Genomic DNA, 22,223 nt, shown 5'->3' on the forward strand with positions numbered 1-22,223 from the left:
TACGCAGTGCGTTCCAGTTCCCAGAGCAGTTCGTCCAGGGGCACGGTCCGAAAGCGGCTGAGCCGGCGCACCATACGAGGGACGGCTTGGGGCGCACGGGGCTGTCTATCCCTTCGGGGGATGTGCGGGAGCGGGAAGGCGTTCTGCTCCTCGGTCACCGTGCCGGTTCGCACTTCAGCTCGGCCCAGACGTCCTTGCCCCACTGGTGGAGGTCCGTGCCCCAGCGTTCGGTCAGGGCGTCGACCAGGACGAGGCCACGGCCACGGAGCCGGTTTCCGTCGGAGTCGGTCCGCATCACGGGGAGGGCCCTGGAGCGGTCGACCACCCCGAGGCGGACCCGGTGCTCGGCGGGCCGGGTGACGACGACCCGGATCGAGGCGAGACGGCCGTGGTGCACGGCATTCGAGACCAGCTCCGTGATGACCAGCATGGCGTCGTCGATGTGCTCCTCCAGGCCCCAGGCGATCAGAGCGGTCCGGACGAGCCTGCGGGCGACCGCCGCGCTCTCCGGTTCGCGGGGGAGTGTCTGGGAGTATCCGGGGCGCCCCGTGGGGTGTGGCGTCGCCGTCACAGTCATCAGGACCTCTGGGGGGTTCGGTTGCGGTGTGGCCTTACCCGAGTGAACGGCTCACGGCCTTCCAGGGGCAGGAAAAGTCCCTGCCGCATGCATCGGTCGGAACCGGAAATTCCCTGCCGGTCCTGCTCCTGACGGTGACTCGGTCACCACCGTGGGTATGTGCTGAGGATCGAGGGCCTAGACAGCGCGATGCGCGAGAACGGCCTCACCCAGGCCGAGTTGGCCGACAAGGTGAACGCCCACCTGATCCGCGCCGGGCACGAGGGGACGGTCAGCGACGCACGGTCCGCAACTGGCTGACCGGAAAGACAGGGTGGCCTCACCCTCGGCAACGCTCGGCGTTGGAGGCAGTATTCGGCTGTACCGCCGGAGAGCTGGGTTTCAGCCCGCCGGCGCGAGGACGGCACACCTCGAACCCCGAGGAGGAACCCGTGAGGCGCCGCAACTTCCTCACTGTCGTCGGCGGTACGACGGCAGCCGTGACGGTTCCGCTCGTCGGGGCCCCGCCCCGGGTGGGGACCTCCGACGTCCTCCGGCTCCGTAGCGGGCTGGACGCCCTGACGGCCCTGGACGACACAAGAGGAGGCCACGAAGACCTGGAACGGGCCGCGTTGGCCGGAGCCGCCGAGGCCCTGGAGAAACAGAAGCTCGCCGCCACTCAGCGCATCCGCCTCCGGCTCTACTCCGTCGCCGCCGACTACACCGCCACCGCCGCTTGGAGCGCGATCGACGCCCGTCGGCTGGACCGTGCGTACACTCTGCTGGGGAAGGCCCTGTACCTGGCCGGGACGGCCCAGGACCCCGTGGCGGAGCTGAAGGTCTGGAACGCCTACGCCATGCTGGCCCACCAGCGAGGGGAGTACGCAGAGGCCGTCGACTCCGCCCAAGCCGCGCAGGCGACATCGATCACCAGGCGGGATCCGTTCTTCGCCTCCCTCGCCCATGCCCGTACGGCCATCGGCCACTCGACCCTCGGAGACCGCCAGGTCGCCATCCGCTCCCTGGGGCACGCGCAAGACGCCCTGGGGAAGGCGGCACAGGACCAGTCCAGGCCCAGATGGACAGCCTTCTACGGACCGGCCGAGCTGACGGCCATGACGGCCATCGTCCGGGACCGGATCGGGGACCACGCCGGGGCCGAAGCGGCCTCCCACATGGCTCTGGGGGCGATCCCCGAGCAGTTCCGCAGGAACAGGTCCCTGGCCACCGTACGGCTCGCCCTGGCCCAGCTTCATCAGCGGGACATCGATCAGGCGTGTGCTACGGCCTCTGGTGTCTTCGACCTGATGAAGGGCTCGCCGCTGCCCGGAAGGATGCGGTCCCTCCTCGGGGACTACTACCGCGACTTGATCACTCTTGCACCGGACGCGGCAGTCGCACGAGAGTGGGGCGACCGCTACCGAGCCGAATGGAGCCGAGCTTGAGCGTCGCCGATCTGCTCGTTCGCCGCTTCGCGCACAAGGATCTCCCGCAGATCCGCCAGGCCCTGATCGACGTGCACGCCGACGCCCGCGCCGATGCGATGGATGACGAGTTCAACCAGCGCTTCCCCTGGTTCGTGGACCACTGGGGAGGTCACCCCGAGTTCGCCTGTGTGATCGCCTTCGACGGGGAGGAACCGGTGGCCTTCGCCTACGGGGCTCCCGCGAACCCGGACCGTGAGTGGTGGCGCGAGCATCTCGAGCCCGCCCCGGAAAGGAATCGGACGTTCTCCTTCTCAGAGCTGGCCGTTCGTACGAAGTGGCGAAAGCAAGGTGTGGCGCACGCGCTGTCCAGGGCGCTCCTGGAGGACCGTCCGGAGGACCTCGTCGTCCTCCTGGTCGACGTCCAACACCCCCGGGTCCAGGCGCTGTACGAGTCCTGGGGCTTCAGGAAGGTCGGGGAGCGCCGGCCGTTCCCGGACTCCCCGGTGTACGCGGTCATGCTGACGGAGCTGCCCCTCTCACGCTGACCCGGACGTCGTCCGTGCCGCGGGGACTCCGGCGCCGTCGAGGAGCATGTCAACCGGATCAAGAAGTTCCAGCACCAGGGGTTCGCTCGCGTCGGCTTCGAACTGCTGCGCGAGCGGGTTCTGCCGCTGGCGGAAACTCGGATGATCTGAACGCACCCCCTGGATAGGGTCGGGCAGTGCCCGAGCTGAAGCGGCTGCATGCTGGCCATGCCCCGGCGGTCCTGGCCTTCGAGCTGGCGAACCGTGCCTACTTCGCTGCTTCGGTCCCCGACCGCGGCGACGACTTCTTCGACAAGTTCACCGACCGGTACGGCGCTCTGCTGGCTGAGCAGGAAGCCGGCATCTGCGCCTTCTACGTGCTCGTTGCCGAGGACGGCTCGGTTTTGGGCCGGTTCAACCTGTACGACCTCGAGAACGGCACTGCTGAGCTCGGTTACCGGGTCGCGCAGCACGTTGCCGGCCGCGGCGTGGCGACCGCGACCGTCCGGGAGCTGTGCCGGCTGGCGGTGGCGCGGCACGGGCTGCGCACCCTGCGGGCGGGCACCTCCCGCGAGAATGTCGCGTCCCAGAGGGTGCTGATCAAGGCCGGCTTCGTCCTGGTTGGCCCGGCCGACCTCGGTGGTGAGTCAGGCCCCTGGTATCAGCGCGACTTAACGGGCTTCGCGACGCGAGCCGGTGACCGAGCCCTGCCCGAGCAGAAGGCCGGCGGTACCTGGATCCGGCGCTGCCGCGGCTGATGCCACCGGGACCCCGCGGTTTTCCGCAGGGTCCCGGGTGCGGGGAACCGCATCGGACCGGGCGGCAACCCTCATACCGCCGCCGAGCTGCGGTTTCTAGCTTGGAGGGCATCTGGGGCAGTCGCCCCGCCCCGCCGACCCGCCGCCCCCTCGGAGGCCCACCGTGCATCACATGACTCTCGCTCTGCCCCAGGAGCCCGCCGACGGCATCGCGGGGTGGGCCGCCGACCTCGTGGACGCGCTGGGGGCTCCCGGCGCCGGTCTGTTCGTCGCCCTGGAGAACGTCTTCCCGCCGCTGCCCAGCGAGATCATCCTCCCGCTGACCGGCTTCGCCGCCGGCCAGGGCGTACTGACCCTCGCCTCGGCCCTGTTCTGGACGACGCTCGGCTCCGTGGCCGGCGCGCTCATCCTCTACTGGATCGGCGCGCTCTTCGGCCGGCAGCGGATGTACGCGCTGTGGGCGAAGCTGCCGCTGGTGAAGACCTCCGACCTCCAGCGCACCGAGGAATGGTTCGCCAAGCACGGCACCAAGGCGGTCTTCCTCGGCAGGATGGTGCCGATCTTCCGCAGCCTGATCTCGGTGCCCGCCGGTATCGAGCGGATGCCGATGCCGGTGTTCATCATGCTCACCACGCTCGGCAGTCTGGTCTGGAACAGCGTCCTGGTGCTGGCCGGCTACTGGCTGGGTGACCAGTGGGACGAGGTCGGCGCCTACGTCGGCCTCCTGAGCAAGTTCGTCCTGGTCATGGTCGTCGTCGCCTTCGCCGCCTACGTGGCCGTACGGGTGAAGGGCCGCAGCAAGGGCAGCAACAAGGGCCGCGACAAGGGCCGTACCAAGGGCCGTACCAAGGCCCAGCACCGCCGCGCCTGATGCGTACCGACCCCGCCGACCCCGCCGACCGCGCGCACGCCGACCCACGCCCCGTCCTCCCGCCCTCGGCTCCCGGCGATCTTGCCCGCGGCCGTTCGGCCGCACTAGGCTCGGGCGTCGTGGGGGAGGAGTTGACCGGCGCCGCGTCCCACGGTCCCGTAGAAGCGGCAGCCCTCGGCACCGCAGACCCTGCGGACCCCGCGGCCCACGGCGACGACCGGAGAGCCGCCTCGCCGCCCCCACTGCTGCGCCGCGGCCTGGGCGTGCTGCTCGGCTGCGCGACCGCCCTGCTCGGCGCCCTCCACTTCCTCCTCGTCGGTGTCCTCCTCGGCCCCTTCCTGCTGTGGCCGCGCACCCGCCCGGACGCGCTGCGCGTCCTGATGGCCGGAGCGCGCCGCCTCACGGCGCTCGAACGGATCCGCCGCTCGGTGTTCTTCGGCGACCGGTTCCCCGAGCACTACAAGGCCTCGGACCAGAAGATCCTGCGCTACCTCGCCGTCCGCTGCTACACGGGCCTGCTGTGCGCGGTCGTGATCGGGCTGCTCGGTTTCGGCGCCCTGCTGGCCGGGCTGCTGGTCAACGGGGTGGCACGGGGCAGTCTCGACTGGGACGAGCTGCTGACCCAGGCCGTGCTGGGGGGCGTCCTGCTCTTCCTCGACGTCCAGGGCCTGTACTCGCTGGCCGCCCTGGACGCCCGTACCGCCCGCGAGTGCTTCGGCCCCTCCGAACGGGAGCTGCTCCGGCAGCGGATCGACGAACTCGCCGCCAGCCGGGCCGCGGTGGTGCAGGCGGTCGACGTCGAGCGCCGGCGCATCGAACGCGACCTGCACGACGGCGTCCAGCAGCGCCTCGTCGCACTCGCCATGCTGCTCGGCCGCGCGCGCCGCAGCCGCGACCCCGAGCGGGCCGACGCGCTGCTGACACAGGCGCACGAGGAGTCCCGGGGGGTCCTCAACGAACTGCGGGAAGTGGCCTGGCAGGTCTATCCCTCGGCACTGGACACCCTCGGCCTGGAGGAAGCCCTGGGCGGGGTGGCCGAGCGGAGCAGCATCCCGTTGCGCATCCGGTTCGAGGCCGGCGCGCGGCTGCCCCAACCCGTGGAGACGGCCGCCTACTTCGTGGTGTCCGAGGCCGTCACCAACGCCGCCAAGCACTCCGCGGCCACCGCCATCGACGTACGGGTGGCGCTCACCGGGGAGCGGCTCGCCGTACGGGTCGTGGACAACGGCCGGGGCGGCGCGGACCCTGCCGGCAGCGGGCTGGCCGGGCTGCGCGGCCGGGTGGCCGCCCTGGACGGCGTGCTGCACATCGACAGCCCCCTCGGGGGACCCACCACCATCTCAGCGGAGCTGCCGTGCGCGTGATCCTCGCCGAGGACTCGGCCCTGTTGCGAGAGGGCCTGGTCCGGCTGCTCGCCGACGAGGGCCATGAGGTGGTGTCGGCGCTGGGCGACGCGGTGACCCTCCTCAAGGAGGTCGAGGAGCAGCGGCCGGACATCGTCGTCGCCGACATCCGGATGCCGCCGACCCACACCGACGAGGGCCTGCGGGCCGCCGTGGAGATCCGCGACCGCTTCCCGGACGTCGGCGTGCTGGTGCTCTCGCAGCACATCGAGCGCAACTACGCCGCCCAGCTGCTGGCCTCCAACGCCGAACGGGTCGGCTACCTGCTCAAGGACCGGGTGGCGCAGGTCGAGGAGTTCCTTGACGCGCTGGATCGCATCCACGCGGGCGGGGCCGCCATCGACCCCGAGGTCGTACGGCAGTTGCTCATCCGCACCACGCACAGCGACCCGCTGACCCGGCTCACCCCGCGCGAGCGCAGCGTGCTGGAGGTGCTGGCCATGGGGTACACCAACACGGCCATCGCGGAGAAGCTGCACCTGTCGCTGAGTTCGGTGGAGAAGAACATCCACGCCGTCTTCGACAAACTGGAGCTGCCGCACAGCACCGGCTACAACCGGCGCATCCTGGCGGCCCTGCGCTACCTGGAGTCGTAAGGGGGGCTCCTTCCGAGCCAGCGCGAGCCCGAAGTCGTCGTCGGCTGTACAGCCACCCCGTTCGAACAGGAAGCTCGAGGCATGAGAGGGACAACCGACCATCCCCTCCCTCAGCCACCTGCCATGCGGGCATGACATCGTCTGAGGCGTCTGAGGTCGTTCCGGAGAGCCGTCGCGGGGGAACGGAGCCGGGCCGCCCGGCGCCTGGACGATCGCTTCTTCCTCCTCTCCGGAGTGCTGTTCTCCGAGTGCCCGGACGGATACCGCTGCTGAGCTGCTGAGCTGCTGAAAAAGGCCGGCGCACCCGCACCCGTTCAGCCGGCCGGAGTGTTCCGTGTCGCCTCGTGTGCTTCGGTGAGGGCCCGCTGCCTGATGTTGCCGCCGAACAACTGGATCCTGGTGGCGGCCAGGATGTCGTCCCTGCCGATGGTCCGCCCGTCGCCCTGGCGGCCGGGCACGGCCCGGAAGGCGTCCTTGGGCACCGGGGGTGTGGCCGGTTCGCCCGGCATCACCACGGAGACCGAGCCGAAACGCTGGACCCCGCCCTCGCGGACGACCATGGCCGCGTCCCGGGCGAGGTCCGTCAGGAACGCGCTCGCGATGCCGTCCAGGTCGCGGACCATCACCGGGACGGCCGTCACCCCCTGGCTCCGCAGCAGCTTCCTGACCCCGGCCTCGAACCGGTGGGCGCCGACCACGGCACTCGTTTTACGAGAAGGAACGACGGCGACACCCTCGGCGTCGTACGGGACACTGGCCAGGTCCCGAAACGTCGGGCTGTGGTAGTACCACTTGCTCCCCACCTCGAGCTCGACGTTCCGGCCGATCGCCGAGATGAGATCCCCGGGAACCAACCTCTTCCGGGCCTCCTCCGCCGCCGCCCGCCTCGCCTCCTCGATGATCCCCGTCAACACGGTCCGCGTCACCGACGCGGCGGCCCACGCGGCCGACCGGGAGACGTGCATCGAGGTCACGTCCCTGAACACCGCTTTGACGAGGGACGGCTTGAACGGCAAGCCATCCACGACCGAGGCGGCTTCGGGACGGTCGCTGCGCTGAGGGCGTGCGGTCTGTATGGCCATAGGAAGAAACGCTCCCTGCTGTCGGAGTTACCGGAGTGACCGGAGTGACGAGAGGCCCAACTTCACCACACGAGCCCGGGCTGAGGAACACACCCAAGGCACACCACGGTCGACTGGGTGGGACAGCTGCCGATCTCGACGTGACACGGCGGGCCCTGAGCAGAACAAAAGCAGGGCAAAAGCAGAACAAAAGCAGAACTACGCAGCGAGGGGCCCCCAACTGATCCTGTCCCGGCCCTTGCTTCCGCCGCCCCGCCGTCGTCAGCTACAGGTGCTTGAACGAGCAGGCGTGCGGGGCGACTGATGGGGAGCGAGTGACGAAGCGGTCGGCGGGGTCCATGAGCAGGCGGTCCTACACGTCCGGCATCCCCACGGTGACAGGCACTCCAACGTCCCTCCGTGTGGTACCCGTTCCTCCCGAGCGCCGCTCGCACGCCCTCACGCGAGGCGGAACGAACCCGCCGTCCTCACCCCTCCAGACCTGAAGGGCACCGATGAACGACTCGGCACTCATCACCACCGGCCTTCCGATCGCCCTGGCGATCATCATGTTCGGCCTCGGGCTGTCCTTGACCACGGACGACTTCAGAAGAGTCACCCGCACACCGAAGGCGGTGGTCGTCGCGCTTGTGCTGCAGGTGCTGATACTCCCGCTCGTGGCGTTCGGGCTGGTCAAACTCTTCGACCTCGACCCCTTGCTCGCCGTCGGCGTGATGTTGCTGGCCGCGTCCCCCGGCGGGACCACGGCCAATCTGTTCAGCCACCTCTTCCGCGGGGACGTGGCCCTCAACATCACGCTGACCGCCATCAACTCGCTCCTCGCCGCCCTCACCATCCCGGTCATCACCAACCTCGCCATCGACCATTTCGACGCCCAGGGCGACCTCGGCCTGCAGTTCGGCAAGGTGGTGCAGGTGATCGCGGTCGTGCTCGTCCCGGTCGGGATCGGCATGGCGGTCCGACGGCGCTCCGCCGACTTCGCCGCCCGCGCCGACCGCCCGGTCCGGATCTTCTCCATCGTCGTGCTGGTGGTCGTCGCGGTCGGTGCTCTGCTGGGCGAACGGGAGAACCTGGCCGACTACGCGCAGCAGGTCGGGCTGGTGACCGGCCTCTTCTGCCTCGCGAGCCTCACCCTCGGCTACGGCGGCGCCAGGCTGCTCCGTCTCGACAAGCGCCAGGCGATAGCGAGCTCCATGGAGGTCGGGATCCACAACACGACCGTGGCGCTCACCATCGCGCTCAGCGTCCTGGACAGCACCGAGGTCGCGATCCCCAGCGCCGTCTACTCGGTCCTCATGTACATCCTCGCGACCGCCTTCGGCTACCTGCTGACCCGACGCTCCTCGAACGCCGAGCGAAGCCCGAGTCAACCGATCGCATGACGCCTCCGGCACCGGTCGGGGCGCCACAGGGTGGCGCCCCGGACTGTGGGAGTCCCGCGGCCGAACCGCCGAGTCCCTGCGCGGCCATCACCGAACGCCTCACCTTCGACGCCTGGTCGGCACCGGTGCCGACACAGCAGCCTCGGGGGACGGTCAAGCGGGCTGGAGGTTCGTCGCCCAGCGCACGATCTCCGGCCAGTACTGGCCGGGCTTCTCGCCGCCGATGAGTTCGTTGACCGCCTGGTTGAAGTCGGCTTCGCCCTCCTCGCACGTACTGCCGCCATAAGGCAGCTCGGCCTTCTTCTTGGTGAGGCCCTCCAGGGCCCCGGGAACGTTCTGGCCCGTCAACTGCCGTGCGAGGACGACGAACTTGGCGAAGTCGCGCCTGCCCGCGGTGCTGAAGTACATACGCTCGACGGCGATGCCCATCCGGCCCTGGACCTGTTCGACCGACGCTCGGAGCTGGGTGCGGAGGGACTCGGCGATGTCCAGCCGCGCGGCGATGTGGTCGACGAAGTCGAGGAACTGGCGCAGGGTGATGTCCGTGTCCACGTCGGACGCCTCGACGGCGGTGCCGTTGGCGCGCCGCTGGTCGGTGGCGCCGGGGCGGAAGTGGAGGTTGTCTATCTCTCCGTAGCCGTGCCAGCCCATCTCATCGTTGAAGTCGGGCTTCCTCCTGCCCATGCGGCCCTGGAGGAACGAGTACATGTTCTCGGGGTCCTGCTTGGCGGTGACGAGGGCCGTGCCCAGGGAGTTCTCGACGGTGAGGTGGTCGTTCGGCTGGGTGTGGCCGTTCGGGGCGGCGGCGTTGCCGTTGTAGGAGCGGTGGGCGAACGAGAGCGGCGACCCGTCGAACTCCATCACCATGCCCGGAATGCCGGTGGTGTTGGTCAGTTCGGCCTGGGGGCGGCCGGGCAGGGGATCCGCACGCCGGGGCCTGCCGCCGAGCCGGCCCTTGATGTCCTTCCCGGAGAGGTCCGTCATCGGCACACCGACCATGGGCTCGAAGTCGAACTTGTTGCCCTTCTGCCGGAAGGTGCCGTGACCCGCGCTCTCGGTGAAGACCAGACTTTCCTTCACGTCGTCCTCGGCTCGCTGGACGGGGGTCTCCGGTGCCGGGGTCCGGGCGCGGGCCACGAGCGAGGCCACCGCGGCGTTTCCCGCTGTCCGCTGGAGCGTGAGCAGGGCAGCGCCCGGGCCGGTGGCCTGCTCCCTGGCCACTGCTCGGCGAGCGGTGCGGGCTGCGACACCTGCCTGCTCCCGCTTCGCTTCCTCTTGTGCGCGCACGCTCCCCGCAACTCCCCTCATGTCGGCCTGCCGCCTTGGCCTGCCGATCACCGCAAATGGCCAGTGTGAGTGGCTCCGCCGGTTCGCGGGAGGTACGCAAGGGCAAAGCCGGGGGCAGACCGCATCGGACCCGGGACCTTTTGCGCAGGTCGCCGCGCCCTTCACCGAGCTCGGACTCGTGGTGTCGCGTACGGCTGTCCGGTGACGCAGCACGCCTGGACGAACCTTTTGAAGGGCACGGAGCCTCGCAAGGTCCAACCCGGCGATGGCCGGGCGACAGCCAGGCTCGATCGCCCCCCAACCGGCATCCGCCGCCTCCTGAGCTTCTCTGTCAGGTTCAGCCGGCTTCAATGACTGCTGCAACTCCTCTTGCATGTTCTATGACAGACCCCATAAGTTACCGGCAGGTAGCCAATCCGTCCGCGGAGGCCACGTCGTCGTCGGGAGGTGCTGGGCAGGTGAGTCCGCGCAGGAGTGAAAGCCGTGACCGGATGATCCTCAGCGCCGCTGCGCTGCTGCGTGAGTACGGGGCGAGCGCGACCAGCATCGATCGGGTGCTCGCCCACAGCGGAGCCCCGCGGGGCTCGGTGTATCACCACTTCCCCGGCGGGCGGGCGCAGCTCATCGACGAGGCGGTGGCACTGGCGGGGGACTTCATCGCGGGCCTGATCGACGCGGCCATGCAGGCGGACGACCCGGTGGCGGCCGTCGATGCGTTCTTCGTGCTCTGGCGCGACCGGCTCGTGGAGAGCGACTTCCGGGCCGGTTGCCCGATCGTGGCGGTCGCCGTCGAGACCAACGACGACGCACCCCAGCTCGCCCGTTCCGCCGCCGCCTTCTTCGCTCGCTGGCAGGAAGCCCTCGCAGGACTCTTCGTCCGGCACGGCCTGACCGAGGAGCGCAGCCGCCGGCTCGGCGCCTTCATCGTCGCCGCGGTCGAAGGCGCGGTGATCATGTGCCGGGCCGAGCAGAGCACCGCCCCGATCGAGGCAGCCGCCGCCGAGATCCACGATCTGCTCGTCTACGCCCTGCGCGACCGCCCGGGCACCGGATCCGGGTCCGGACCCAAGGCGTAGTCCGCAGTCCTTGCCCCACGTCAGATCAGATCAGTAACGAAGGAGTCGCTATGCCCTCGCTCGACCGCCACGACAACGTCTTCGTCCTCGACCTCGGGGACGGAGAGAACCGCTTCCACCCCGACTGGCTCACCGCCGTCGGCGCGGCGCTCGACGAGGTGGAGAAGGCGGAAGGCCCCCGTGCTCTGGTCACCGCCGCCACCGGCAAGTTCTACTCCAACGGCCTCGATCTGGACTGGCTGTTCGCCAACGCCGACCAGTACCACGACTATGTCGTCTCCGTCCACGACCTGTTCGCACGGATGCTGTCGCTGCCGGTCATCACGGTCGCCGCGCTGCAGGGGCACACCTTCGCCGCCGGCGCGATGTTCTCCCTCGCCCACGACTTCCGTGTGATGCGCGCCGACCGCGGCTACTGGTGCCTTCCCGAAGCCGACATCAACATCCCCTTCACCCCCGGCATGGCCGCCCTCATCCAGTCCCGGCTGGCCCCGCAGACCGCGCACACGGCCATGATCACCGCCCACCGCTACGGCGGCGCCGACGCCGCGGCCGCCGGCATCGTCGACCAGGCCGTCGCCGAGGAAGCCGTGCGATCCACCGCGATCGAGATCGCCCAGGCACAGGTGAACAAGGCCGGCGACACCCTGGGCACCATCAAGGCCCGCATGTACGCCCCGGCCCTGGCCACCCTGCGCGACACCACCAACCCGCTCGGCTGAGCCGGCACCTCACCGACCGCACCACCCCACGCCCCGGGCTCACCCCGGGGCGCGGGCCGCTCCAGCTGCCTACCGCACGAGGAGACAGGGCCGATGACCACCGACACCGCCTGGCACAAGAGCGCGTGCATCCTGTGCGAGAACAACTGCGGCATCCAGATCCAGACCGACGGCCGCCGCCTCGCCAAGATCCGCGGCGACAAGGACCACGCCGCCACCGCCGGCCACCTACAACCAGGTCGGCGTCTCATGCAGCCGTTCCGCTTTATCCAGCCCCTCGCCGGGCCACCTGGTGCCAGGGGTTGTCCGCCCGGCTCTGTGCACGGTCGAGGTACTCCTTCTTCACCGTGGCGCTGCCCGGTTTCCAGCGGCCCTGTTTCGTCGGGTCGCCGCCGGCGTCCGCGATCTCCTGGGCGCCGCCGCGGCGCAGGCCGTGCGCGGTGATGTCCTGCCAGTTGGGCAGGCCGGCGGCGTAGGCCCGGCCGCGGATCCAGTCGTTGACGGCGTCGCCCGTGACGAAGTCGCCCCGGACCGTCGCGGCGGCCCGGGACTGGAGGGTGCCGGCGACCGTGAGTGCCCGCAGGACCGGGCCGGAGTCAACGCCCAGGCGGTACAGGCAGTTGAGCCATTCCCGGGTGGCCCGCACCGGGTCGTACGGCCCTCCGTCGCCGTCGGAGGGGACCCAGGTCTCCTCGCCGTGGGCGTCCTGGTCGGTCTTCGAGTAGGCGACCCACTGGGCGACACCGCCGTCCTCGACGGTCAGGTCCTGGACGGTCAGGTTGGCCAACTCGATCCTCCGGTTGAGGGCCTTGCGGCCCACGAGCAGGACGAAGCGGTCGCGCAGCCCGACCGGATGGCGCAGGTCGCAGGTGTCCACCATCGCCCGCGTCATGGCGGCCGTGATGGCCGGTGCCTTCCGCACCCGGTTCCGCTTGAGCCACTGCTTGCGGTACTCGCGCAGCAGGCCGCGCACCTGGCCGGTGCCCGGCTTCTTGTCGTCGGGCATCCACGTCCGTACGGCCGACAGGTACGTGCTGACCGTGTTCGGGCTCATGTCCCGGGCGATCAGGTGCGCGCAGTACTCCACGTACGTCGCCGTCGTGCACGGCCGCGCCACCCGGCCCATTCCCTCGCACCACTCGGCGAACAGCCTGCGCTGATTCCGGTAGTTGCGGCCCGTGTTGACCGGCGCCGACTCCTCCTCCAGGCGCCGCGCCGTCTCCTCGGACACCTCGAAGTCGCGCCGGGAGTAGCGCGGGGCGTCGGCCGCGGTCGGCAGGGGTTCGCCCGGGTAGAGGAGGGTGTGCTGATCGACCGTCGGCGGGGCGGGTGATGCCGGGGGCGGCGCGACGGCCGGCAGGAGTTCGGCGTCGTCGACGAGTTCGGCTTCGACCACCTCCACCTCGGTGGACTCGAGTTCGTCGGCTGTGGTCATGACGTCACCGATCCGCCGCCGCTGCTCGTGCCGTATGTCTCCGTCTCTGTCTCCGCCGCCTCGTCGCCGTTCATGCCACTCCCCGTCAGAATCGTTCTCAGACAACCAGCCTCGTATAAGGGAATTTATACGAGGGTGAGGAAGGATGGGGGACCGAGAGCCGGGTCGGCCCCGGACGTGAGCCGGGCCCCACGCACGTGCGTGGGGCCCGGCTCACACGGGTTCCACCTGCCGGCTCGGGCACGGCGACAGCGCGTCAGACGAGCGCGAGGCTGATCTGGTCGTTGAAGACCACCCAGTGCTGCCCCCGGTCGGAGGTGTCGCACGGCTTGGTGGAGACATTCGGCGTTTCCCAAGCGTTGGCCAGGCAGTACGCGGGTGCGAAGTTGAGGGAGATCTGCTGCCCTGAGACGTCCCAGTACTGCCCTTCGTCGTTGGTGTTGCACGGCTTGGTGGAGACCGCTGGGGTTCCCCAGGTGTTGGCCAGGCAGTAGTTGCGGGCGTTGGCCAGGGCGATCTGATGCCCCGAGACCACCCACTGCTGTCCCGGGTCGGAGGGGCTGCACGGCTTCATGGACACCTTGGGAGTGCCCCAGTCGTTCGCGAGGCAGTAGCGGCCGGCCAGGCGCGTGGACGAGTGGGCTGTGTCCGCGGCTGGAGCGATGCCCGTGGGCGCGTCGGCGTGGGCCGGGCCGGTCCCGGTAAGCAGGGCTGCGGCCAGCATGGCGGCGGCGGCCCAGGCGGCGGTGTGCTTCATGCAGCTTCTCCTCATACGTGGCGGGCTGCGGAGCGCCGTCTGCGCGCCGTATGTTGCCCCGATGTGACAGTGGTCCGGGGGGCTTCCCGCTCACCGACGACGTTGGCAGAGGCGGCGGGCCGGTAACCAGACATGCCGGGGAACACCACTCGTACCGGGCATTCGTCGCATGAGTAGTGAATGGGGCGCGCCAAGGCGTGTTTGAGCGGCGCGCGGGGGTTTGGCCGCGGTCCGGTCTTACGTTGATCTGGTTTCACGACCAGACGAGCCGGCCTTCGGTGACCGAGCAGGTCGGATGGTTTCCGGCGGCGATGTTCGTCAGCATTTCTGCCACGGAGTCGAAATAGTGAGCCAGTGACGCGTACTCGCCCGTGGTCGTGATCTCACCCACGAACCACCTACCGATACGGCCGTCCCGCACGTCGATGAACCTTCCTGTCCAGCCGTCCTGGTCCGACAGGAAGGGGATCCACTCATTGCGCCAGAACGGATTGTCCGGCTGGTCCGGAGGGTTGATTCCACCGGGCAGGGAGTGGTTCGCATAGAGCTTCTCCAGCGTCCGGATGCCCAGAAAGAAGCTTCCCTCGTCCGGAAAACCGGCGAAACCGCAGCAGGCCACCTCGTCGTCCATATCTTCCTCAGGGAGATCGAGGTTGTTCTGCGACAGCCAGGCCCGCAGTTCCCGGTGAAGCGGGATGCCCATCCGTTCCTCGGCGGCCGCGAGCATCTGTTCCGTGGCCGGCCCGGGCAGATCCGCGTGGTCGGCCGGGGCGTGCTCCCGAAGGAGACTCATCACGCGGGACCAGCTCTCCACCACGCTCATTCCTGACTACTCCCTGCGTAGAAGCCCTGTGCGGTCGCGTCGCTTCGGCGGCGAATTTCGCCGCGTGAGCACGCATACACGCATACACGGTCCAGTGCTGCGGCGTGCGTGTGTCGTGTCACCGGGTGGTGGTCACCGCGTCGGTGGTGAACTTTCTGCGCCAGGCCAGGGCGACGTGGACGAGGCCGATCAGGACCGGTACCTCGATGAGCGGGCCGACGACGCCGGAGAGGGCCTGGCCGGAGGTGACGCCGAAGGTGGCGATGGCGACGGCGATGGCCAGCTCGAAGTTGTTGCCCGCCGCCGTGAAGGCGAGCGTCACGGTGCGGTCGTAGGCCAGGCCCAGGCCCTTGCCGAGGAGGAAGGTGCCGAAGAACATGACCGCGAAGTAGACCAGCAGCGGCAGCGCGATCCGGGCGACGTCCAGCGGCTGCGAGGTGATGGTCCGGCCCTGCAGGGCGAAGAGGATGACGATCGTGAACAGCAGCCCGTACAGCGCCCATGGGCCGATCCTCGGCAGGAACTTCTGCTCGTAGCCGGTACGGCCCAGCCTCCGCTCGCCGATACGGCGGGTCAGGAAGCCGGCCAGCAGCGGGATGCCGAGGAAGACGACGACGTTGAGCGCGATGTGCCACACGGAGACGTCCAGGCCCTGGCCGTCGCCGAGGTGCAGCCGGCGTGGCAGCAGGTCGAGGTAGAACCAGCCCAGCAGGCCGAAGGCCAGGACCTGGAACACCGAGTTGAGGGCGACGAGGACGGCCGCGGCCTCGCGGTCGCCGCAGGCGAGGTCGTTCCAGATGATGACCATGGCGATGCAGCGGGCCAGCCCGACGATGATCAGGCCGGTGCGGTACTCGGGCAGGTCCGGAAGGAAGATCCACGCCAGGGCGAACATCACCGCCGGGCCGACGATCCAGTTGATGACCAGCGAGGAGACCAGCAGTTTGCGGTCGCCGGTCACGCGGTCGAGCCGGTCGTAGCGGACCTTGGCCAGGACCGGGTACATCATCACCAGCAGGCCGAGCGCGATCGGCAGGGAGATCCCGCCGATCTCGATCCTCGCGAGCGCGTCGTTCATGCCCGGGACCAGGCGGCCCAGGGCCAGGCCGACGGCCATGGCGAGCAGGATCCACACCGCGAGGTAGCGGTCGAGGGTGGAGAGCTTCCGGACGATCGAGGCGTCCCCGGCCGGGCCGGCGCCCTGTGTACGGGGGGTGGTGGGCTCGGTGGAGGTCATGGGCAGGCCCGCTTGTTCCCGGCGGCGGTACGGGCGGCGGCGGCGAGTTCCGCGAACTGCTCGGACAGGCCGGCCAGGACCTCGGGCCTGAGCTTGTAATAGGTGAAGCGGCCGCAGGGCTCGGTCTCCACCACCCCGGCCTCACGCAGCACCTTCATGTGGTTGGACAGGTTGGTCTGCTTGGCTCCGGTCTCCTCGACCAGGTGCGTCGTGCAGAGCGTCTCGCGCGCGAGCAGGGTCACGATCTTCAGGCGGAGCGGGTCGCTCAGCGCCCGGATCACATCAGGATCGACTGAAGTCAGCATGTGCTGATACTTTCACATCACCGCTCGCTGATATCGGCGGGGGCTGAAGCGGGAGCCGAAGTGATGGGCGGCGGCCGCAGTTCGCCGGGTTCCGCCGTGCGACGAAAGACCGAAGACGAGATCGAGAGACGAGAGACGAGAGAGAACGATCATCATGGCCGACAAGCCGTCCGTCCTGTTCGTCTGCGTTCACAACGCCGGCCGTTCCCAGATGGCCGCCGCGTGGCTGACCCACCTGGCCGGAGACCGCGTCGAGGTCCGTTCCGCCGGCTCCGACCCCGGCGACCGGGTCAATCCGGCCGCCGTCGCCGCGATGGCCGAGGTCGGCATCGACATCTCCAGGGAGACGCCGAAGATCCTCACCGTCGACGCGGTCCGCGCATCCGACGTGTGCATCACGATGGGCTGCGGTGACACCTGCCCCGTCTTCCCCGGCAAGCGCTACCTGGACTGGAAGCTGGAGGACCCGGCCGGGCAGGGCGTGGAGGCCGTGCGCCCGATCCGCGACGAGATCAGGACGCTGGTCGAGGCGCTGATCACCGACATCGTCGAGATCCCGTAGAAGGCCCTGTTCTCCCGAAGCTACGGCGAAGTGACAAGTAGCTCTCTGTAGCGGATTTGGGATGTGTTTGTCAGTGTTTTTGGTCTTCCGGGCTCGTCGGGGGCCTTGCTCGGTGAGGTTGGTCCGGTCGTGACGACCGGAGGGAGCGCGGGGTGCGGCAGGAGTGGGAGCCGGAGGACCTGATCGAGGTCTGGACGCTGCTTTTCTGTCTTCTCTCGGTTGTTGGCGTGATGTCGGTGGCTGTCCCGCCCGGCCGAGGCCCGCACGGCGATGGCGATGATGTGCACCGCGTGTCCGATCGAGTCCCTCTGCAGGGTGCGGTTACAGGGCTGGAGTCGGGCTCGGGGCCGCGGTCGGCTGAGGGAGCCTGCCTGTGCGGCGGGCCCAGATTTCGAACGCGACAGTCATGAACGGGGGTACGGCGGCCAGCAGGGCGAAGATCGTGGTCCGGCCCAGCCGCCACTTCAGCCGGATCGCGACCAGGACGGTCAGGGACACGTAGACGATGAAGGCGGCACCGTGGAGGGTGCCGAAGATCCGTACGCCGAGTTCGGTGGTTTCGGGAACGTACTTGAGATACATCCCGGCCAGCAGACCTGCCCATGTGCACGCTTCGATGACCGCGATCCAGGTGAACGCGCGCAGCAGACGGCTGGAGCCGGTCTCGGTGGCCCGTGCGGCCGGCACGTCGGCGGAAGGCGGTGCGGAGGTGGGCGTGGAAGGCGTCTGCGGGGTGCCTGGGCGTGCGGGCCACAGGGCGCGGTCGCCGAGCAGGCGGACGATGGCGGGGACCAGGAGCGGGCGGATGAGGAAGGTGTCCAGCAGGATGCCGAAGGCCATGGCGAAACCGAACTGGAACAGTTCGCGGATCGGCTGGGTCATCAGGACGGCGAAGGTCGCCGCGAGGATGAGGCCCGCGGAGGAGATGACGCCGCCGGTGCGTGTCAGGGCGGCGGTGATCGCCTTCGCCGGGGGCTGGGTGCGCAGTTCCTGCTTGAACCGGCTCATGATGAAGATGTTGTAGTCGACGCCGAGCGCGACGAGGAAGACGAAGATGTACGCGGTGACGCGGTTGCCGATGCCGTCGTCACCGAGGACGGTCACGGTGAAGAAGGTGGTGGCGCCCAGGGCGGCCAGGAACGACAGGATCAGGGTCGCGACCAGGTAGAGCGGGGCAAGGAGCGAGCGGAGCAGCAGGACGAGGACCGCGGTGACGATGGCCAGGACCAGGAGCACGATGAAGGTCGTGTCGCGGTCGAGGGCGGAGCGGATGTCGGCGTTCTGCGCGGTCTCGCCGCCGATGAGCACCGTTGCGTCCTGCACTCCGGCGGCCTGGGCTGCGGATTGTGTGGCCTGCTTGAGGGGACCGATCGCATCGAGTGCCTCGGAGCTGTAGGGGTCGAGGTCGAGGACGACCTCGTAGAAGACGGTCTTGCCGTCCTTGCCGATGCGGGGGTCTGCGACACGGCTGACGTGATCGGCGTCGGTGAGCGCGGTGGCGATGTCGGCGGGTTCGGGGCCGGAGCGCAGGTTGTCCTGGGAGAGGACGACGACGGTACTGGGGGCGATCTCGCCGGGCCCGAATTCCTCCTGGATGAGGTGCTGCCCGTGCTCCGACTCGGTGGCGGCGCGGAAGCCGCTGAGGGTGTTGAAACTCTCCTGGTAGCCGAGCAGTCCCGCGCTCAGCACCACCAGGAGTGCGATCACGGCCGAGGCCACCTTGACGGGGGCCCGTGCGACCAGGGCGGCGATGCGGTGCCAGATGCCTGCGCCGCGACTGCGTTCGGCGGCCTTGTCCACGCCCCCGGGCCAGAAGACGCCCCTGCCCAGCAGGAGGACCAGGGCGGGGATGAAGGTGAACGCCACCAGCGCCATGACGGCCACGCCCAGGGCGAGGTACGGTCCGAAGCCGTGAAGTGCCGGGGAGACGGCCACGAGCAGGGCGAACATGGCGAGCACGATGGTTGAGGCACTGGCGAGGACGGACTCGGCGGTGCTGCGCACGGCGGCCTGCATCGCGCGGGCGCGGTCTGGCTCGTCGAGCAGGGTCTCGCGGTAGCGGGCGGTGATGATCAGCGCGTAGTCCGTGCCCACCCCGAACAGCAGCACGGTCATGATCGAGGCGGTCTGGGAGCTGACCGTGATGACTCCGGCGTCCGCGAGAATCGCGCCGAGAGTCTCCGCCACGCGCATAGCCACGCCCACGGCAAGAAGCGGCACGAGCGCCATCAGGGGCGAGCGGTAGATCGCCAGCAGGATGATCAGGACGAGCACGATGGTGGCCAGCAGCAGGACTTTGTCACCGCCGCTGAAGACCTTCACGGTGTCGGTGGCGATCCCGGCGGGGCCGGTCACTGCGACGTCGGTGGGCCCGGCCCGGTCGGACGCGAGGGCACGCACCTCGTCGACCGCGTTCTGGAAGGACTCGTCCGAGGGGCTTCCCTTCATGGGCACGATGACCAGCTGGGCACCGCGGTCCTGCGAGACCAGCTCGGCCGCGGCGTCGGGAGCGGTCACCGTGGAGACCACGCTCACGACATGGTCGGGTCGGCTGGTTCCGGAAAGGGCCGAGGTGATGGCGGCGACCGCCTGTGTGGTGCTCGCCGCGGCGTCGGTGCCCTTGCCGCGGACCACGATGATCGCCGGCGTCGTGTCCTGGCCCGGAAGCTGGGCGCGGACGAGATCACGGGCCTTCATCGAGTCCGAGGCGGCGGGCGGCAGGTTGGCGGACGCGTTGTCCTCGACGGATTCCAGGGCCGGGGCGACCCCGGCGAGGAGGCCCGCGATCAGGACCCAGAAGGCCACCACCACGGCGGCGCGCTTTTTCGATCCCAGGAGACATCGGAGCAGAGAGGGGGAGTTCATCGGTTGCATCGGGCAGCCTTCGGCAGGAAGCACGGACAGAACTTAGCGACAGGGTGTCTCTAAGTCGTGCAAGCTAACATGCTCGCTCGGCCTCCCGGGCGTGGGGGTAGGTTGGCGGGAGACGGCACAGCGTCCGAGGTGAAGCGGAGAAAATGCCCAAGATCGAAGCCGGCAGCGTCCGGGAGCACCGGGCCCAGCGGCTCGCGCAGCTGATCGACGCGGCCGAGGAGATCCTGGAAGAGGGCGGCGCCGAAGCCCTCACAGCCGGAGCCGTTGCCGCGCGAGCCGGGATCGCCCGCAACAGCATCTATCGCTACTTCAACTCCATCGACGACCTGCTCGAACTCGTCGTCACCCGCGAATTCCCCGCCTGGATCGACGCAGTGGAGCAGGCCATCGCGAGCGAGATCACGCCCGCCGCCCAGGCTGCCGCCTACGTCAGGGCCAACCTCGAACAGGCGGCTCGCGGCACCCACGGCTGGCTGGCCGCGCTCTCGCGCGACTCGCTCTCCCCGCCGGCGCGGGAGCGGGTGAGGAATCTGCACATTTCGCTACACGAGGCGCTCGCCCGGGTCGTGCGCGAACTGGGGCAGCCACAGCCCGAGCTGACCGTGGCGGTGGTTCAGGCAGTTGTCGATGCATGCATCCGCAGAATCGACCAGGGCGACGATCTGACGACCGTGTCCGACTTCGCGGCGGGAGCGACGCGTCGACTGCTCGCGGACGACGACTTGCCGCATCACCCGTGACGCACCCCGCCCGGGCTGCTCGCAGGCCCGTCGATAGCGAAGCTCCGGCAGAACGAGCCCGATCTTGAGCCGCCCCGGACCGTAACGCAGACCGCTGGTGGCTCACATGCGAGCTAAAGCCATGGGCTGCACGAACGAACTCCACTCTCACAAACGGTCGTTTGCCGACACTTCGACCGGGGAGGGGCCAGTGAGCGGCGCGGCACGGATGCTGCCTCCTCCGCGCCGCTCGTTGACCTCTGGCCGTCTCTTTGCCCTCTGTGGTAGCTCCGCCTACCGTGCGGCAGCCGGGGATTCGGGGCGAGGGCTGATCGGCGTGAGCACGCCGAGGCGGTCCTCGATCTCCTGGGCAGCGGCCAGGCACAGGTCTTCCCGGAACGCGCGCCCGATGATCTGTACGCCGGATGGCAGTCCGTCGCCGAGTCCGGTCGGTACGGCGACCGAGGGTACGCCCACGAAGCTGGTCACCGTGCACAGGCGCATGCCCTGGGCGACCCGTTCCCGCCCCGCTTCATCGCGTGACTCCAGTCCCGGCACGACGGGCGGCTCGGTGAACACCGGGCCGAGCAGCAGCGGGTATTCGTCGAGGAACTCTGCCCACGAGCGGCGGATGCCGAGCCAGGTCCCCATCAGCTCCGTGAGCTCTGCGGCGTTCGCAGGCGGAGTCTTCTCCATGGCCATCTGGATGTAGCGGTCTCCGCCTTCGCCGAGCAGTTTCCGCACCACCGGCCAGGTCGGCGCGAATTCGGTCACGGTGATCCGGCCGTATGCCTCAAGTGCCTCGTCCAGCCGCGGAACGTCCGCCATCTCCCGTACGTCGTACCCGGCGTCGCGCAACGCGTCCGCTGCCGCTGTGACGGCCCCGCGGACCGTGGGGTGGACGCCGTGGCCTCCGGGGTCGGCGACGACCGCGACCTTGACCGGCCCCGGCAGCGGTTCGCCGTAGAGGGGCACGGGTACGGCCCGCGGGTCCCGAGGGTCGGTCCCGGCCAGCGCCTCGTATGCCAGCCGCAGGTCGGCGACCGTACGGGCCAGGGGCCCGTCGGTGACCAGCATCTGTGAGGCTGGTCCCGGGTCGTCCGGGCCGAGGACGCGGTGGTCGGCGGGGAACCGCCCGGTGGTCGGCTTCAGCCCCGTCACGCCGCAGAACGAGGCTGGGATCCGGACTGATCCGCCGGAATCGTTGCCGAGTCCGAGTGCGGCCATGCCGGTGGCGACGGCCACTCCGTCACCGCCGCTGCTGCCGCCCGGGGTCCGGCTCCGGTTCCACGGGTTGACGGTGTCGCCGAACAACTCGCTGCGGGTGTGCATCCCGGCCACGACGAGAGTGGGCATGTTGCTGTGGCCGATCGGTATGGCTCCCGCCGCGCGGAGCCGGGCCACCGGGGGTGCGTCGGCCGGAGCCACCAGGTCGCGGAAGCGTGCCGTTCCGAGTGTGGTCGGCACGCCCTCGACAGCGGTGGTCTCCTTCACCGTGAACGGCACGCCGGCCAGCCGCCCGAGTTCTTCGCCCGCTGCTCGCCGCCGGTCCGTCTGCGCCGCCGCCTCACGGGCTCGCTCGGCCATCAACTGCGTGACCGCATTGAGCTGCGGGTTGACCTCGGCAATGCGTTCCAGGTGACTGTCGACCAGTTCGAGGGCCGACATCTCCCCACCTCGGACCGCCTCCGCCTGGGCGGCGGCCGTCATTGCCCACAGGGCGTCCTGCCTGATCATCGCGCTTCCCATCCACATGCCGAAGTACTTGTGGCCGAACCCTAACCTGGAAGCGATACGATCGTATCGAAATAAGGAGGCTGACCGCGC

At 69.5% G+C, this 22,223-nt stretch carries 22 protein-coding genes and 1 pseudogene; 13 read left to right on the top strand and 10 right to left on the bottom strand.

Annotated features, from left to right (window positions below; all coding sequences use genetic code 11):
* Positions 1–154 precede the first annotated feature (154 nt).
* On the bottom strand, positions 155–577 hold the full coding sequence (locus ACZ434_RS27065) for an ATP-binding protein (protein WP_468460258.1): 423 nt from the start codon (positions 575–577) through the stop codon (positions 155–157).
* 159 nt (positions 578–736) lie between these two features.
* Here ACZ434_RS27065 and ACZ434_RS27070 point away from each other — a divergent pair, with 159 nt between their 5' ends.
* The 7 genes from ACZ434_RS27070 to ACZ434_RS27100 all read left to right on the top strand — a co-directional run bounded on the left by ACZ434_RS27070 (position 737) and on the right by ACZ434_RS27100 (position 6,135).
* Positions 737–877, top strand: a complete 141-nt coding sequence (locus tag ACZ434_RS27070) for a hypothetical protein (RefSeq protein ID WP_468460260.1) — start codon at positions 737–739, stop codon at positions 875–877.
* A gap of 131 nt (positions 878–1,008) precedes the next feature.
* Positions 1,009–2,001, top strand: coding sequence for a hypothetical protein (locus tag ACZ434_RS27075; RefSeq protein ID WP_468460262.1), 993 nt, complete (start codon positions 1,009–1,011; stop codon positions 1,999–2,001).
* The gene (locus tag ACZ434_RS27080; RefSeq protein ID WP_468460264.1) at positions 1,986–2,528 is read left to right on the top strand and encodes a GNAT family N-acetyltransferase; all 543 of its coding nucleotides are present in this window, start codon (positions 1,986–1,988) and stop codon (positions 2,526–2,528) included. Before ACZ434_RS27075 ends, ACZ434_RS27080 begins: the two co-directional genes overlap by 16 nt.
* Positions 2,529–2,704: 176 nt before the next feature.
* Positions 2,705–3,265, top strand: a complete 561-nt coding sequence (locus ACZ434_RS27085; RefSeq protein WP_468460266.1) for a GNAT family N-acetyltransferase — start codon at positions 2,705–2,707, stop codon at positions 3,263–3,265.
* A gap of 172 nt (positions 3,266–3,437) precedes the next feature.
* Positions 3,438–4,136, top strand: a complete 699-nt coding sequence (locus tag ACZ434_RS27090; protein ID WP_468460268.1) for a DedA family protein — start codon at positions 3,438–3,440, stop codon at positions 4,134–4,136.
* Between the two features lie 245 nt (positions 4,137–4,381).
* Positions 4,382–5,500: a sensor histidine kinase gene (locus ACZ434_RS27095; RefSeq protein ID WP_468460426.1), complete on the top strand. Its 1,119-nt coding sequence runs from the start codon at positions 4,382–4,384 to the stop codon at positions 5,498–5,500.
* Entirely contained in the window at positions 5,491–6,135 is a 645-nt protein-coding gene (locus ACZ434_RS27100; RefSeq protein ID WP_468460270.1) for a response regulator transcription factor, read from the top strand. The genes ACZ434_RS27095 and ACZ434_RS27100 overlap by 10 nt, the downstream gene beginning before the upstream one ends.
* 314 nt (positions 6,136–6,449) lie before the next feature.
* On the opposite strand, the gene ACZ434_RS27105 is transcribed toward ACZ434_RS27100, so the two are convergent.
* On the bottom strand, positions 6,450–7,217 hold the full coding sequence (locus ACZ434_RS27105) for a hypothetical protein (RefSeq protein ID WP_468460272.1): 768 nt from the start codon (positions 7,215–7,217) through the stop codon (positions 6,450–6,452).
* Between the two features lie 494 nt (positions 7,218–7,711).
* On the opposite strand from ACZ434_RS27105, the gene ACZ434_RS27110 reads away from it, so the two are divergent.
* Entirely contained in the window at positions 7,712–8,599 is an 888-nt protein-coding gene (locus ACZ434_RS27110) for a bile acid:sodium symporter family protein (RefSeq protein WP_468460273.1), read from the top strand.
* 153 nt (positions 8,600–8,752) lie between these two features.
* Here ACZ434_RS27110 and ACZ434_RS27115 read toward each other — a convergent pair whose 3' ends face one another.
* Positions 8,753–9,886, bottom strand: a complete 1,134-nt coding sequence (locus ACZ434_RS27115) for a hypothetical protein (protein ID WP_468460275.1) — start codon at positions 9,884–9,886, stop codon at positions 8,753–8,755.
* A 458-nt stretch (positions 9,887–10,344) separates the two neighbouring features.
* Between ACZ434_RS27115 and ACZ434_RS27120 the strand changes: the two genes are divergently transcribed.
* From ACZ434_RS27120 to ACZ434_RS27130, 3 genes and pseudogenes are all read left to right on the top strand, one after another.
* A complete protein-coding gene (locus ACZ434_RS27120; protein ID WP_468460277.1) occupies positions 10,345–10,962 on the top strand; it encodes a TetR/AcrR family transcriptional regulator in 618 nt (205 codons plus the stop codon).
* Positions 10,963–11,012: 50 nt separating this feature from the next.
* Positions 11,013–11,684 carry an enoyl-CoA hydratase-related protein gene (locus tag ACZ434_RS27125; protein ID WP_468460279.1) on the top strand — a complete coding sequence of 224 codons (672 nt, stop codon included), beginning with the start codon at positions 11,013–11,015 and terminating at the stop codon, positions 11,682–11,684.
* Between the two features lie 93 nt (positions 11,685–11,777).
* Positions 11,778–11,903, top strand: a pseudogene (locus ACZ434_RS27130) (hypothetical protein); the annotation flags it as partial.
* 46 nt (positions 11,904–11,949) lie between these two features.
* Here the strand turns inward: ACZ434_RS27130 and ACZ434_RS27135 are convergent.
* The 5 genes from ACZ434_RS27135 to ACZ434_RS27155 all read right to left on the bottom strand — a co-directional run bounded on the left by ACZ434_RS27135 (position 11,950) and on the right by ACZ434_RS27155 (position 16,241).
* Positions 11,950–13,119 carry a tyrosine-type recombinase/integrase gene (locus ACZ434_RS27135; RefSeq protein WP_468460281.1) on the bottom strand — a complete coding sequence of 390 codons (1,170 nt, stop codon included), beginning with the start codon at positions 13,117–13,119 and terminating at the stop codon, positions 11,950–11,952.
* A 256-nt stretch (positions 13,120–13,375) separates the two neighbouring features.
* Positions 13,376–13,876, bottom strand: coding sequence for a ricin-type beta-trefoil lectin domain protein (locus ACZ434_RS27140; protein WP_468460283.1), 501 nt, complete (start codon positions 13,874–13,876; stop codon positions 13,376–13,378).
* Positions 13,877–14,129: 253 nt separating this feature from the next.
* Positions 14,130–14,699 carry an SMI1/KNR4 family protein gene (locus ACZ434_RS27145; RefSeq protein WP_468460285.1) on the bottom strand — a complete coding sequence of 190 codons (570 nt, stop codon included), beginning with the start codon at positions 14,697–14,699 and terminating at the stop codon, positions 14,130–14,132.
* Positions 14,700–14,817: 118 nt separating this feature from the next.
* Entirely contained in the window at positions 14,818–15,936 is a 1,119-nt protein-coding gene (gene arsB, locus ACZ434_RS27150) for an ACR3 family arsenite efflux transporter (protein WP_468460287.1), read from the bottom strand.
* Positions 15,933–16,241, bottom strand: coding sequence for an ArsR/SmtB family transcription factor (locus ACZ434_RS27155; protein ID WP_468460288.1), 309 nt, complete (start codon positions 16,239–16,241; stop codon positions 15,933–15,935). The genes arsB and ACZ434_RS27155 overlap by 4 nt, the downstream gene beginning before the upstream one ends.
* Positions 16,242–16,395: 154 nt before the next feature.
* Between ACZ434_RS27155 and ACZ434_RS27160 the strand changes: the two genes are divergently transcribed.
* Positions 16,396–16,803, top strand: a complete 408-nt coding sequence (locus ACZ434_RS27160; protein WP_468460290.1) for an arsenate reductase ArsC — start codon at positions 16,396–16,398, stop codon at positions 16,801–16,803.
* A 321-nt stretch (positions 16,804–17,124) separates the two neighbouring features.
* Here ACZ434_RS27160 and ACZ434_RS27165 read toward each other — a convergent pair whose 3' ends face one another.
* Positions 17,125–19,668 carry an MMPL family transporter gene (locus ACZ434_RS27165; protein WP_468460292.1) on the bottom strand — a complete coding sequence of 848 codons (2,544 nt, stop codon included), beginning with the start codon at positions 19,666–19,668 and terminating at the stop codon, positions 17,125–17,127.
* A gap of 152 nt (positions 19,669–19,820) precedes the next feature.
* On the opposite strand from ACZ434_RS27165, the gene ACZ434_RS27170 reads away from it, so the two are divergent.
* On the top strand, positions 19,821–20,417 hold the full coding sequence (locus ACZ434_RS27170) for a TetR/AcrR family transcriptional regulator (protein ID WP_468460294.1): 597 nt from the start codon (positions 19,821–19,823) through the stop codon (positions 20,415–20,417).
* 273 nt (positions 20,418–20,690) lie between these two features.
* Here ACZ434_RS27170 and ACZ434_RS27175 read toward each other — a convergent pair whose 3' ends face one another.
* A complete protein-coding gene (locus ACZ434_RS27175) occupies positions 20,691–22,133 on the bottom strand; it encodes an amidase (protein ID WP_468460296.1) in 1,443 nt (480 codons plus the stop codon).
* Positions 22,134–22,223: the final 90 nt, after the last annotated feature.

This window comes from Streptomyces sp. NPDC030893 (assembly GCF_055571535.1).

Coding starts and splice junctions, on each gene's coding strand:
- ACZ434_RS27125 (WP_468460279.1), top strand. CDS start 11,013: ATGCCCTCGCTCGACCGCCACGACAACGTCTTCGTCCTCGACCTCGGG.
- ACZ434_RS27175 (WP_468460296.1), bottom strand. CDS start 22,133: ATGATCAGGCAGGACGCCCTGTGGGCAATGACGGCCGCCGCCCAGGCG.
- ACZ434_RS27160 (WP_468460290.1), top strand. CDS start 16,396: ATGGCCGACAAGCCGTCCGTCCTGTTCGTCTGCGTTCACAACGCCGGC.
- ACZ434_RS27080 (WP_468460264.1), top strand. CDS start 1,986: ATGGAGCCGAGCTTGAGCGTCGCCGATCTGCTCGTTCGCCGCTTCGCG.
- ACZ434_RS27155 (WP_468460288.1), bottom strand. CDS start 16,241: ATGCTGACTTCAGTCGATCCTGATGTGATCCGGGCGCTGAGCGACCCG.
- ACZ434_RS27065 (WP_468460258.1), bottom strand. CDS start 577: ATGACTGTGACGGCGACGCCACACCCCACGGGGCGCCCCGGATACTCC.
- ACZ434_RS27170 (WP_468460294.1), top strand. CDS start 19,821: ATGCCCAAGATCGAAGCCGGCAGCGTCCGGGAGCACCGGGCCCAGCGG.
- arsB (WP_468460287.1), bottom strand. CDS start 15,936: ATGACCTCCACCGAGCCCACCACCCCCCGTACACAGGGCGCCGGCCCG.
- ACZ434_RS27140 (WP_468460283.1), bottom strand. CDS start 13,876: ATGAAGCACACCGCCGCCTGGGCCGCCGCCGCCATGCTGGCCGCAGCC.
- ACZ434_RS27165 (WP_468460292.1), bottom strand. CDS start 19,668: ATGAACTCCCCCTCTCTGCTCCGATGTCTCCTGGGATCGAAAAAGCGC.
- ACZ434_RS27135 (WP_468460281.1), bottom strand. CDS start 13,119: ATGACCACAGCCGACGAACTCGAGTCCACCGAGGTGGAGGTGGTCGAA.
- ACZ434_RS27145 (WP_468460285.1), bottom strand. CDS start 14,699: ATGAGCGTGGTGGAGAGCTGGTCCCGCGTGATGAGTCTCCTTCGGGAG.
- ACZ434_RS27110 (WP_468460273.1), top strand. CDS start 7,712: ATGAACGACTCGGCACTCATCACCACCGGCCTTCCGATCGCCCTGGCG.
- ACZ434_RS27090 (WP_468460268.1), top strand. CDS start 3,438: ATGACTCTCGCTCTGCCCCAGGAGCCCGCCGACGGCATCGCGGGGTGG.
- ACZ434_RS27105 (WP_468460272.1), bottom strand. CDS start 7,217: ATGGCCATACAGACCGCACGCCCTCAGCGCAGCGACCGTCCCGAAGCC.